The organism is Acinetobacter sp. TR11 (assembly GCF_027105035.1).
GTDB lineage: Bacteria > Pseudomonadota > Gammaproteobacteria > Pseudomonadales > Moraxellaceae > Acinetobacter.
Map to the genome: position 1 here is coordinate 706,865 of NZ_CP114256.1, position 12,322 is coordinate 719,186.

Below are 12,322 nucleotides of genomic sequence, written 5' to 3' on the forward strand. Positions count from 1 at the left end.
CCAAAGGATTACATACTTTGCATCTGCTTAACGGTCACACTTTGCTTGGAGTGCTTTCTTAAAGAGATGATTTTCCCTTTAGACAAGAAATGAATGTGGTAGCTCTTTAAGCTATTGGTTTTTGGGTCAACTGTGATTTCAGCAAAGAGTGGTGTTTGCCAAAGTTCATCACTTCCTAACGTACCTAACCACGCTTGAGCTTTGATCACAGCCGTAAATTCATTTTTGATTTCTAAATTACTAATACTTAGTTCGCTACACCAATGAACGGTCTTTGGAAATTCAACTTTTGAAAATTTCCAACAAATTGAAAGTGCCAAGCTTGTTGCAATTCTAGCATAATCGTTGCTTTCATTATGAATGACAGGAAGTAATTGTTCTGCCAAATCACCTTCAAAAGAATCAATCATGTTTTGGATTCTTTTTTTACTCGACAGGATATAGTTCAAACGTTTTTGTTGGGCTTGAAGTTCATGTTGAATTTCTAAAAGTTCATTTTCATTCATAGATAAAGCTTTATCAATAAAGTTAGGATTACGATAATGCAAAAGTATATCTGATCTAATTGTTTATATTGTGAATAGTTTTTAATTGAAATTTGATGGTTGTAAAAATGATCGAAACACCCAGACTGATTTTACGTCAATGGTTAGAAACAGATTATTCAAGTTTTGCAGAGATGAGCGCTAATCCAGAGGTAATGAAGTATTTTCCAAAAATACTTAATCGATCAGAAAGTGATGCTTATATTGATAAATTAAAAGCAATCATTCAAAAACAAGGTTAGGGTTTTTGGGCAGTGGAATTAAAAGAAACCCAACAATTTATTGGTTTTGTGGGTTTACATGATCAACCCACACAATTTTCCTTTTCACCTTGCGTTGAAATTGGTTGGCGCTTAGATCACGCTTTTTGGGGGAGGGGTTATGCGCCAGAAGCGGCAAATGCTGCCTTAGCTTTTGCTTTTGATCAGTTGAAACTAGAAAAAGTTGTATCTTTTACCACACTAGATAATAAAAAATCTCAAAAGGTGATGGAGAAGATAAAAATGAGAAAGATCACTGAATTTCAACATCCTGCTTTAGATCTCAATCATCCATTAAGCTAGCATGTGCTGTATGAAATATCTAAACAGGAGTTTAAAGGGTAAAACTGCTGTTATTCTTTTATATGATTTTTATATCTAAAAATTCAAAAGGTTACCGAACAGAAATGATTTGAATCTTCCTGTATCCCATTTGTTTCAATTTGCATCAATTTCTCTAAATATCCGCAGAATCTTGTATAACTGTAACTGAAAGCAACAGTAATTTATGACGATATAACAAGAGGAACAAGACATGAGTAATGACAAAATTGATCAGTTAAAAGAGTTCGCATCAAAAGACTTGGAGCAAACTAAAACAGATTTACAGCAAGCCAAAGACAAAGTCAGCGAACTTGGAAATGACATCAAGCAAAAAGGTCAGGAAACTGTCGAAGACGTTAAAAACTTTGCAGCTAAAGATCTTGATCAAACGAAAGCTGATCTGCAACAAGCAAAAGATAAAGCGAATGAGTTGAAGCAAAAGGGTGAGCAAGCTTTAGATGATTTAAAAACAAATGCAACGGATCAGTATGATGAGGGTAAAGCTGCTTTATCTGCTAAAGCAGATGAGCTGAAAGAAAAATTGGCAGATACTCAGCATGCAGCCAAAGAGAAATTAGATCATTTAAAAGAAGAAGCAAGCCATAAGTTAGAAGATGCCAAAGCAAAAGCTGCTGAATTAAAAGATGAAGCAGCTGCTAAGCTTGAAGATCTAAAAGCTCAAGCGAGCCATAAACTGGATGATTTAAAGAAAGCTGCAACAGATACATTAAATAAATTCAAAGGTTAATCTTTTGATGACTATTTAAGATTCACGCTTATACTCAGAGAAGAAAACACGTTCATAAAAAATGAGCAATTATCTTCTCTGGGATGAGCGTCCAATCTTCAATACTGCTAAACTAGCCAAACTCAGTGATATATTGATCATCTGTTTTTGGAGTAAACAAAATGTCGTGGCTTTCTTCCTTAAAATCTGTTTTTTCACCAGCACAAGAAGTGAAGGAAGATGAAATTCAAACTGTTTTACAAAATTATGTGCTGCCACATTCTGAAAATGCATTAAAAGATCGTATCAGCCAAGTGAATGTACAAGGTCGAATTTTACAACTCACGATTAATACTTTTCCTCAAGAAAAAGATCACTTACAACAGATTCACGATGAACTCGCTGAAGCTCTGGAAAAATGCGGTATCCAAGAGTTAAATTTACATATTATTCAACAAAAACATGCAGCGCATGGTGAAGCAGGTCATAGCTGCTCATCGAAGCCAAAAGCAGAAAATAGCAATTTACCACCTGTAATGGATGCTTCTCCTAAAGCGGAAGTCGATCCCAATAATCCACCGATTCAAAAAGCTGCACCACAACAACGCGATGTGACTGCACATCCACGTATTCAAAATGTAATATTGGTATCATCAGGTAAAGGTGGCGTTGGTAAATCAACCACCACAGTGAACCTTGCACTTGCTTTACAACAACTTGGTTTAAAGGTTGGTGTTTTAGACGCGGATATTTATGGACCTAGTATTCCAACCATGTTGGGGAATGCGGGACGTACTCCACAAATTGAAAATGAAAATTTTGTGCCTTTAGATGCGTATGGCATGGCTGTGCTTTCAATCGGACATTTGATTGGTGCGCACAATACCCCTGTGGCTTGGCGTGGTCCTAAAGCGACTGGTGCATTGATGCAACTTTTTAATCAAACACTTTGGCCAGATTTAGATGTGTTAGTGATTGATATGCCACCTGGTACAGGTGATATTCAATTGACTTTGGCACAACGCATTCCAGTAACAGGCGCGGTGATTGTCACGACCCCTCAAAATGTTGCACTTATGGATGCGGTAAAAGGAATCGAACTCTTTAACAGAGTAAATATTCCTGTACTTGGTGTTATTGAAAATATGTCGACACATATTTGCTCTAATTGTGGGCATGAAGAACAGATCTTTGGGATAGGTGGAGGAGATCAATTGTCTGAGCAATATGATATTCCTTTATTAGGACGTTTACCTTTAGACGCAAAAATTCGTGAACATGCAGATAATGGTAAACCAAGTGTGATTGCTCAGGATGCAGCGGCAGAGAGCTACCTCAATATTGCACAAGCTGTATTAAAACAAATGGATAAATTGCCAAAACGTCAGCGTGATGAAAATCGTATTTTCTAAATTTGAAAAGCCTCTAATTTAGAGGCTTTTTTTAATTTCATTATTTGATGGCAGAGCTTGTTTTCTTTTTTTCCAAGCATTCACTACGCTCCAGCGCCAAAGTAAATGTGTAATGAAATAAAAACTAATCGCGAATAATACCGCTTCAATGACAAGTCCTGACACTAAAATCTTTGCAAGGCTGAAATCAATATGGCCATGACCAAAATTCTTAAGCCAATTCAAAATTTGATGTAAAACACCCAATAACATGTCCGTATTGATCATATGTACATGATAAATTTTAGTTCCAAACCAAAAACCTAAATAGAGAATTGGAACGACAGTGAGCGGATTGGTTAACCAAGCCATACATAGGCCAATAGGCAAGTTTACTTCAAACCATAACACAGTCAAAATAATGAATAGGCTATGAAAAGGGACAGGTAATATTCCCCAAAATGTTCCAATAAACATGGCTTTCGCGATAGAACGACGGTTCACATACCAAAGCAAAGGATTTAAGGTGCGTTCACCAAAAATTCTCATAAATTTTAGACGAGCGACTTTCTCTGATGAAGGCAGCCACTTATTAAAAAATTTCTTAGGCATAAGCGAAGAAGTACATTGAAAGAAAAAGTGAACGAATGTATATAAAATAACATTATTTACTTATTGAAAACTTAAAATAGAACCAAAGTTTATCTTGTTAAAAAATAAGAATACTTAGAATACGTTATATGTGTTGTATTTTAGCGTATGTTTTTACTCATGTGACTCTTGAGTAGAGTGTACTTGTAATTAATAAAATATAGATAAAACATTTATTTAAATAGGCTCTCGTCATAAGTGCTTACAGTTAAAATTTTGCTATCAACTGGCAACTATATTAATCTAAATTTATCTTGTAGTGAGGTCATTCAATGATTTCATGGTTTTTTATTGGTTTAGTGATAACTATTTTGCTCACTCCTGGTCCAACCAATACTTTACTTGCTTCCTCTGGTATTCAGGTGGGATTGCGTAAATCTCTATTGCTGATTCCTGCAGAAGCAATTGGTTATATTCTTGCGATCAGTGCATGGGGAATGTTGATTGGTAAAGTCTCAGCGACATTACCTTTATTACCAACATTTTTAAAACTATTAAGTGCAGGGTATATTATTTTCCTTGCGATTAAATTATGGCGTACAGCAAATCAAGAAGTGATCTTAAATCAACCTACAATAAGACCTAGAGAATTGTTGTTTGCAACACTATTAAATCCTAAAGCTTTATTATTTGCCTCAGCAATTTTTCCAACAACAGCATGGCAAGCGCAAGAAATCTATGTTGCGCATATGAGTAGCTTTGTTGCACTCATTCTTCCAATTGCACTATTTTGGATTTCGGTTGGCGCTGTGTTGGCAACCAATAAAGTAAAATGGTTGTCTCAATCTAACTTACAGCGCACAGCATCAGTTGTACTGATCAGCTTTGCCATTCCTATTAGCTATTCAGCTCTAATCAATCTCTAATTCTAATTTTCTGCTGCCTTGAACCACCTAGGTAGCAGGGTTCTGTTGTTTTCATTAATGTCGTTTTACGTTAAAGTATTCGCCAATTATTAACTTAGATTTTGGATAAAAGTCATGGCAATAAAATCTGATCGTTGGATTCGTGAAATGAGCGAAAAACACGGCATGATTGAACCTTATGCAGAGAATCAAGTCCGTTTCGATGAAAACGGAGAAAAGTTGATTTCTTATGGGGTGTCTAGCTATGGCTATGACGTCCGTTGCGCACGTGAATTTAAAGTTTTTACCAATGTTCACTCTGCAATTGTTGATCCGAAAAATTTTGATGATAGAAGTTTTATCGATATCGAATCAGATGTTTGTATTATTCCACCGAACTCATTTGCTCTCGCACGTACGATTGAATATTTCCGTATTCCACGAAATGTGCTAACCGTATGTTTAGGTAAATCGACTTATGCCCGTTGCGGTATTATCGTGAATGTAACGCCACTAGAGCCTGAGTGGGAAGGTCACGTTACGCTTGAGTTTTCAAATACAACGAATCTCCCAGCACGTATTTATGCGGGCGAAGGTGTTGCACAAATGTTGTTCTTTGAAAGTGATGAAGTTTGTGAAACATCTTATAAAGACCGTGGTGGTAAATACCAAGGTCAAACAGGTGTAACTTTACCAAAAACCTAATCTGTTTCAATTTTTTTATTAAGACACTGTGTTGAATACACGGTGTTTTTTTTGACTAAAAATATTGAATATCAACTTCAGATGAACGGTACTGATAATAAAATTAAAACACTATACTATTCTGTATATTTATAATGTTTGGTCTAATTTTGAACATTTAGTAAACAATGTTTTTTAATGAAAATTAAATATAGATTGTTATAACTATATTTAATTTTGAAAAACAGGTGAATAAAAATAAAGGTAGGGATATTTATATGAGGCAACTTAAGTGTATTCAGTTTATGGTAATGGCTTTAGGGGGACTCTTTTTAAGTGATGCGTATGCTAATTCTTCTAAATTATATAGTTTAACTGATACGGAAATGTCTGAGACTACAGGTCAGTCATTGATGAGTTTGACCTATATTTCTCCTAAAGATGCTCTCAATGTGGAATCTCAACGTACAGGGATAACCGATCCTAGTAATGGAGGAATTGGTTTCTATAAGTTGGGATTGGAGGGTACGTTGGAGTTGAATCTTAATATTAAAAAACTTCAATTAGGTTGTGGTGGGATCAATGGTTCTGCAAGTAGTACCAATACTGGATGTGATATTGATATTGATTATCTAAGTTTGAGTGGATTAGGGAATTCTGCTACATCAAATACTGATAGTGCTTCAGATCGAAATGCACGTGCAGGTTCATCTGCATTATTAACAAATCCATTCATTCAGTTTGCTATAAAAAATCCAAATAGTGCTGCAACTCGTCAGGTTGTGGGACTTAATTTAAGTGCTGAAAAAGCTCTGGGATTAATAACTTTTGGTTTAGAAAATGGTCCAGCTAAAAGTGGAATTAATTCATTAAGTGGTTATATGCAAATTGCCACGACTACAGGTATTGCAAATGTTAATGGTTTTGGCTCAAGTCTAGTGTCAGGTGAGAGTGCTAAAGGTTCATTAAAACAATCTAATGGATATGACCCAATTTCAGGTGAAGTATGTTGTACATTGTTTGGTACGGGTAATATTCCTTTTACAACGACAGCCTATGACTTAAATCTACGAGATAGGGTTAGTGGAAGTAATGTCTTGAAAGGTGATTTGGTTTTAGAACAGCAAGCAATTACTGGAAAACGTATTACTAATGCACCATTAACAGCCACAGCAAAAGTTCGTGATATATCTTTAACTGGAACAATTGATGCAACGGCAAGAGCTTTAGGTTTTATTAATGTTCCATTAACAGGTAAAAATGTGACTGGTACGATCCAAAATTTAATGGTTGATGTAGCGATTAATGAGGATTTAGGTTATTTCCATAAGGCTAGTCTCAATGGCACAGCAGCTTCGCTATCGTTGCAATCTCAAGATATCCAATGGACTAATAATGTTTCAGTTTCGCAAAAAGGTTGGTGGTTAGAATTTTCAAATCCAATTGACATTGGATTTATTGAACCAGCACTCAATGTTGATATTCCTAAAGCCACACTTAATGAAGCGTTTAGACAAGTGAGTAATTATTTGAAATCAGATGAAGGTCGAATTTTTTGCGGAAACAATTTAGCCAGTAATTGTCTATTTGGTGGTGATATTCCTGTTGGTACAGTCAATTTAATTAACGCGACACGCCCTCAAATGGGATTAACAAATTTAGAGTTGGCAACTCAAAAATTTACGCCTAACTGTTATGGCACGCTAAAATTTTGCTAATTGTATAACAACTCTAGTAAGCAGTTTCGGCTGCTTTTTTATTTTTCATTTATCAGAAAAATGTAACATTTAGCCAGTTTGTTTTGCATTTGTGTAATTTATCAGCATAATGTAATCTTAAATGTCATAGGTAGAGCCTATGCTTTAAGTGATGCTAGGAAGCACATCGGTATTTAAGAGATTAAATCGCCTATAAAAAAAATGTGGTGCGGAGCATCGTTATCAGCAAAGTCAAGTCAAGAAGACAAGAGTTTGTACAGTATTCACGAAAACAGAGTTTAGTGAATTGGGATGATTTTTTTAAATTGATAAAAATCATATTTGTACGGATATTTTAACATGGAGTTCGGTTTATGCGGCAGTATAAATTCTTTTATTATGCAATTTTTTTTGCTCTGACTAGCCTATGTTTTAATTCAGCATATGCCGAATCTTCGACACTCAAAACTCTGAGTGATAGTGAGTTGTCGGCTGCTACTGGTCAGGCTTTGATGAGTCTGACGTATATTTCGCCTAAAGATACTGCAAATTTAGAATCTCAACGTACAGGCATTACAGATCCAAGTAATGGTGGTATTGGGTTTTATAAATTAGGGCTTGAGGCTCTCTTAGAACTGAACGTAAATATCAAAAGATTGCAACTGGGCTGTGGTGGCGTAAATGGCGCAGGTGCTTGTGATATTGATATTGATAACGTAAGTTTATCTGGTTTAGGTAATTCGGCAACTTCGAATACAGATAGTGCAACAGATCGAAATGCACGAGTAGGTTCTTCTGCTCAACTAACTAACCCTTTCATTCAATTCGCTATTAAAAATCCAAATAGTGCAGCTACTCGTGAAGTTGTGGGGCTGAATTTAAGTGCAGAGAAAGCATTTGGTTTGATTACTTTTGGTAATGAAAATAGTGCGACACCGAATGGTATTAACTCTTTAAGTGGTTATATGCAAGTTGCTACAACTACAGGTACAGCGTTAGTAAATGGTTATGGCTCAAGTTTAGTCAGTGGTGAGGCTGCACTAGGGCAACTAAAACAATCTGACGGTTATAATGCGATTAGTGGTAAAGCATGTTGTATTTTCTTTGGTGGTACTTTGGACTTTACAACTACAAGTTATAATTTAAATTTAAGAGATAAAGCAACAGGTAGTAATATTTTAAAGGGTGATTTAGTACTACCTCAACAAGTAATTACAGGTAAACGAATTAGTACTGCACCTTTAACTGCAACAGCATTGGTCCGTGATATTGATTTGTCAGGTAATATTGTTGCAGTTGCAGCTGGCATTATTAATTTGAACAAGCAAACGAGTGGAACAATTAAAAATCTAACAGTTGATGTCGCAATTCAAGAAGGTTTAGGTTTTTTCCATAAAGCTAGTTTAAATGGAACAGCGGCATCATTGTCTCTTCAATCTCAAGATATTCAATGGACAAATAACGTATCGGTTTCACAGAAGGGTTGGTGGTTAGAGTTCTCAAATCCGATCGATATTGGTAAAATTGACCCTACTCTTAAAGTAAATATTCCTAAAGCAACTTTAAATGCAGTGATGGATCAGGTTAGTGATTATTTAACTAATGTACAGCCAGTGGATTGTGGTGCAATTTTTGCTATTAACTGTTTGGCAGGGAGTACAATTCCTGTAGGAACAGTGGATTTAGTAAATGCAGCACATGCAAGTATGACATTGATTGATTTGCAATTGGCGAAACAAGATTTTACTCCGAACTGTTATGGGACGTTGAAATTTTGCTAAGCCCAAAAAATTTAATAAGCAGCTTCGGCTGCTTTTTTATTTTCATTTATCGGAAAAATGTAACATTTAGCCAGTTTGTTTTGCATTTGTGTAATTAATCGGCATAATGGAATGTGAAATAACATAGGTCGACCTATGATTTGAGTGATGCTTGGAAGCACTTCTCTGGTTTAAGAGATTTAAATCACTTGTATAGGATAAAAATAATGTGGTGCGGAGCATCGTTAACAGGAAGGTCAAGATGACTACAGTTCGTACGGTATCATTTCAAAAAACTGTTTTAGCGAGTCTAATTGGTTTTTGCATAAGCCAATCTGCTTTTGCATTACAAGAACTTTCAGATGATGGTTTAAGTCAAACTACGGGTGAGGGAATTGCATTACTACCACAAGACTCTTATTTTGTGTTCCGTGGTGCGGGTGCTAATGAAACTCAGGCTGATATCCTAGATCCTACAAAACGTATAAATGATACAGGATATATTCACTATCTGCCTGTAGGTGGTCTTACTTCTACCGTTCAAGATACGAATAAAGATGGAAATGTAAACTCTGCTGATCACTCGGTGGGTAAAGCAGACCTTTATTTGTATGGTTTAGCAATTTCTAGAAATGCAAATAATGATTCAAATAGCCGTCTAGACTCAGGATTAACCAGTGGTATTGCAAATGCTGCTATTCGAAGTTGGGGCACAGCGACTAACCCTTGGTTGTTTAAAGCAACGACAGCAAAGAATGTTCCAAATTTTAGTGCAAATACTTGTACGGGTAGTACTGATTTATCTTGCCAAATTACCTATCTTAATTTAGAAGCACCATTATATGAAACTACACGGCCAACGACAGCTGCAAATGGATTAGATGCTTATAACTTAAAATTGGCATTATGGGCGGATGCTTTTATTCGTGATCAGAGTAAAGCTGAAGGGAATGCTGATCAATTTAAGCTGGGTGAGTTATTTAGCACAACACATACACCAAGAACAGAAGAGGCTGAAAGAGCCAATAGACTTCGACTGCAAGCTGTTTGGAATGGTTTTAGTATCAATGGTAGCAATTTGCAAATGTTTCAGACATTAAAAGGTGCGACAGATGCAGGTGGTTTGAGTTACTTTTATAACAATACCTTTGGTATGTCTGGTATTTTGCGTTTTAATAGTGGTGATGCAAGTGGTCTAAGAGCGGGCATTACAAGACCTACCGTTAGTCGATCACAGACGACAACATTGCGTTACTCTACTCAGGATTTGAATTACGTTGACTCAGGTACTGAACCTACGGATGCAACATTTAATGGTCGAATTTATCAATTAAGAACTAAAGATACGACTGATTCGATTGGTGCTTGGAGCTTTACTATGCCCACAGTCAATAGTGTACTTCGTTTTAGTACACAAGAATGTGGTGCGGGTAACCTAAATGGCTGCACGACGGGTACGGCACAAGGTTTATTGGCTAGTCCTGGCATTAGCGGAAGTGGTACAACAACAGCGCCGAACTTTTCACCAAATGAAGGATTGTTTATGTACAATCCTAATATTAACTTAGTTCTAGGCTCTTTATATCAGCCAGTTATTTTAGGCTCTGATGGTAAAAACTTTAGTTTGGAAATTACCAGAATTCCAAATAAAGAAGAAATCTATAAGAAAATTTATACCGATTACACTGGGTTAGATGCAAGCTATTTAGGTTCAACATGTAACGTTTATCAATGTGGTACAAGTGAATTAACAGGTTATCAAGGGGGATCTCCTCGTGATGATTATTCAGCGACAGCATTAACAAATAAAAAATTAGCGACTCATAGTAGTATCAGTATTGGAACAGTCGAGACTCCTGATGGTGGAAAGACGCTCCAAGCTTTTAAAGGTAATGCTACTCAAGATGCAATTGGTATTTCATTTGGTTTAATACCAACAGGAACGACAAATATTGCTGCTAAAACAAATACATATTATCAACTTGAGGCACGCCTTCGTACCTATTATACGCCGAATGGTTGTGTGGCAGGTGGGGCAGGGACTCCAGATTGTACAAACAATACGACGAGTACTACAGCGAACCAACAAAACCGATGGACCTATGCAACGGGCTTGAATAGCACTGGTGCAGCTGCAAATCCTTATGGTGTGAATATTAACTCAAGTAGCTGGCGAAATTTCACATCATTCAGAGCGTATTTTGATTGGGCGACAGACACTGGTCGTTGTACGAATGGAACGGCAACATCAAATACCTGTTTTAATTTCGCAATGACTGGCGGTGCTTCGAATGGTAGTGGCGAAGCGGGGTGGGTTGATGTACAAAGTTTTGATGTGGCTGAAATTGCTGCTTTAGGAGCTGCGGGATATAACCCAACTATTGCACACACAGCTTACACAGCAGGTACAAACACTGCCCGTCAGATTACCATACCTGCTTGGGCAGCTTTACCAACATGGAATGCTAATCAGGGAACTGGGGCGAATTATAGTGGTACGAAGTGGACTTCTAATCCTGCACCCTCGACGCCAAATATTGGTTTGAATAATATGGGATCAGCCGTAATTGATGGTTTACTGATCCAGCATATGAAAATAACAACAGCTGGACTATAAACAGGAGCTTTGCCATGAAAAAAATGAGTTTATTTTTATTGCTTGCAGCAGCTAGTCTATCTCATGCGGAATTACAAGTTTTAGATAATCAAGCTTTACAAGCAGTAGAAGGGCAAGCTGGGGCTGATTTATCTTTAAAGTTATCCTTAAATCAAAATGTAATGTCGAATGCTGATTTACAGGATTCAACGAAATCCCCGACATTTAACTGTACTAATTTGGAATATTGTCGTTTGGCGATTTCATTTAATAAGCGCTTTGTACAAAAAAATGTAGGCGATACTGATGATTTATGGACAAAAGCAGCAAGTGATCCTGATAGTGCAGTCAAAGGTAGAAAATTGTGGTTGGTCATGAAAGGCATTCAAGGGACTGCAAATATTCAAAAGCTAGGATTGGATGGTGTTGATCTAGTTTATAAAAATGATAGTGGTGTCGATAAAATTAAACCTGCTATTCAGTTGAGTTTTGATGCTTCTAAACCGATCCAGATTCGTAACTTTGGTTTTAACGCATTGTCTATTGAACAAGATAAAGTGCTCTCATATTACGATAATACTGGTAACTTAATTGAAGACACAAGCACGACTGCAAGTGATTATGGGTATTTAAAAACCTCTACTTATGCTGCTAAAGGACAAAGTACGGGTACGGTTGCTAGTGGCGCTACGACTGCAAATAACTATGATACGGGTCGAGAAACTGGTTTTATGGGTATGCAGATGAATGGGAATCTTGCATTGCAAGGTAAAGTTATGATGTTTGGTTGTGATGGCAGCCACCCTCGTTGCTAATATCATTACTCTATTGATTCACAAGGA

General features: G+C 36.6%; 10 protein-coding genes and 1 pseudogene. 9 read left to right on the forward strand and 2 right to left on the reverse strand.

The window, feature by feature from the left end; all coding sequences use genetic code 11:
• Positions 1-8 precede the first annotated feature (8 nt).
• Entirely contained in the window at positions 9-506 is a 498-nt protein-coding gene (locus O1450_RS03395) for a hypothetical protein (RefSeq protein WP_269229697.1), read from the reverse strand.
• 107 nt (positions 507-613) lie between these two features.
• On the opposite strand from O1450_RS03395, the pseudogene O1450_RS03400 reads away from it, so the two are divergent.
• The 3 genes and pseudogenes from O1450_RS03400 to apbC all read left to right on the forward strand — a co-directional run bounded on the left by O1450_RS03400 (position 614) and on the right by apbC (position 3,268).
• A pseudogene (locus tag O1450_RS03400) lies at positions 614-1,108 on the forward strand (GNAT family N-acetyltransferase).
• 232 nt (positions 1,109-1,340) lie between these two features.
• Entirely contained in the window at positions 1,341-1,877 is a 537-nt protein-coding gene (locus O1450_RS03405; protein WP_269229698.1) for a hypothetical protein, read from the forward strand.
• A 161-nt stretch (positions 1,878-2,038) separates the two neighbouring features.
• Complete coding sequence (apbC, locus tag O1450_RS03410) at positions 2,039-3,268, forward strand: iron-sulfur cluster carrier protein ApbC (RefSeq protein WP_269229699.1); 1,230 nt, start codon at positions 2,039-2,041, stop codon at positions 3,266-3,268.
• A gap of 18 nt (positions 3,269-3,286) precedes the next feature.
• On the opposite strand, the gene O1450_RS03415 is transcribed toward apbC, so the two are convergent.
• Positions 3,287-3,859 carry a DUF2062 domain-containing protein gene (locus tag O1450_RS03415; RefSeq protein ID WP_269229700.1) on the reverse strand — a complete coding sequence of 191 codons (573 nt, stop codon included), beginning with the start codon at positions 3,857-3,859 and terminating at the stop codon, positions 3,287-3,289.
• 311 nt (positions 3,860-4,170) lie between these two features.
• Between O1450_RS03415 and O1450_RS03420 the strand changes: the two genes are divergently transcribed.
• The 6 genes from O1450_RS03420 to O1450_RS03445 all read left to right on the forward strand — a co-directional run bounded on the left by O1450_RS03420 (position 4,171) and on the right by O1450_RS03445 (position 12,295).
• Positions 4,171-4,764, forward strand: a complete 594-nt coding sequence (locus O1450_RS03420; RefSeq protein ID WP_269229701.1) for a LysE family translocator — start codon at positions 4,171-4,173, stop codon at positions 4,762-4,764.
• Between the two features lie 114 nt (positions 4,765-4,878).
• Positions 4,879-5,448 carry a dCTP deaminase gene (gene dcd / locus O1450_RS03425; RefSeq protein ID WP_004663684.1) on the forward strand — a complete coding sequence of 190 codons (570 nt, stop codon included), beginning with the start codon at positions 4,879-4,881 and terminating at the stop codon, positions 5,446-5,448.
• Positions 5,449-5,705: 257 nt separating this feature from the next.
• Entirely contained in the window at positions 5,706-7,145 is a 1,440-nt protein-coding gene (locus tag O1450_RS03430; RefSeq protein ID WP_269229702.1) for a hypothetical protein, read from the forward strand.
• A gap of 353 nt (positions 7,146-7,498) precedes the next feature.
• Positions 7,499-8,905, forward strand: coding sequence for a hypothetical protein (locus tag O1450_RS03435; protein ID WP_269229703.1), 1,407 nt, complete (start codon positions 7,499-7,501; stop codon positions 8,903-8,905).
• 241 nt (positions 8,906-9,146) lie between these two features.
• Positions 9,147-11,501, forward strand: coding sequence for a hypothetical protein (locus O1450_RS03440; protein WP_269229704.1), 2,355 nt, complete (start codon positions 9,147-9,149; stop codon positions 11,499-11,501).
• Between the two features lie 14 nt (positions 11,502-11,515).
• Complete coding sequence (locus O1450_RS03445; protein WP_269229705.1) at positions 11,516-12,295, forward strand: DUF6160 family protein; 780 nt, start codon at positions 11,516-11,518, stop codon at positions 12,293-12,295.
• The last annotated feature ends 27 nt before the right edge of the window (positions 12,296-12,322 follow it).

Excerpts from the sequence above, each read along its gene's own strand:
- apbC (WP_269229699.1), top strand. The coding sequence starts at position 2,039 with ATGTCGTGGCTTTCTTCCTTAAAATCTGTTTTTTCACCAGCACAAGAA.
- O1450_RS03435 (WP_269229703.1), top strand. The coding sequence starts at position 7,499 with ATGCGGCAGTATAAATTCTTTTATTATGCAATTTTTTTTGCTCTGACT.
- O1450_RS03395 (WP_269229697.1), bottom strand. The coding sequence starts at position 506 with ATGAATGAAAATGAACTTTTAGAAATTCAACATGAACTTCAAGCCCAA.
- O1450_RS03420 (WP_269229701.1), top strand. The coding sequence starts at position 4,171 with ATGATTTCATGGTTTTTTATTGGTTTAGTGATAACTATTTTGCTCACT.
- O1450_RS03440 (WP_269229704.1), top strand. The coding sequence starts at position 9,147 with ATGACTACAGTTCGTACGGTATCATTTCAAAAAACTGTTTTAGCGAGT.
- dcd (WP_004663684.1), top strand. The coding sequence starts at position 4,879 with ATGGCAATAAAATCTGATCGTTGGATTCGTGAAATGAGCGAAAAACAC.
- O1450_RS03430 (WP_269229702.1), top strand. The coding sequence starts at position 5,706 with ATGAGGCAACTTAAGTGTATTCAGTTTATGGTAATGGCTTTAGGGGGA.
- O1450_RS03445 (WP_269229705.1), top strand. The coding sequence starts at position 11,516 with ATGAAAAAAATGAGTTTATTTTTATTGCTTGCAGCAGCTAGTCTATCT.
- O1450_RS03415 (WP_269229700.1), bottom strand. The coding sequence starts at position 3,859 with ATGCCTAAGAAATTTTTTAATAAGTGGCTGCCTTCATCAGAGAAAGTC.
- O1450_RS03405 (WP_269229698.1), top strand. The coding sequence starts at position 1,341 with ATGAGTAATGACAAAATTGATCAGTTAAAAGAGTTCGCATCAAAAGAC.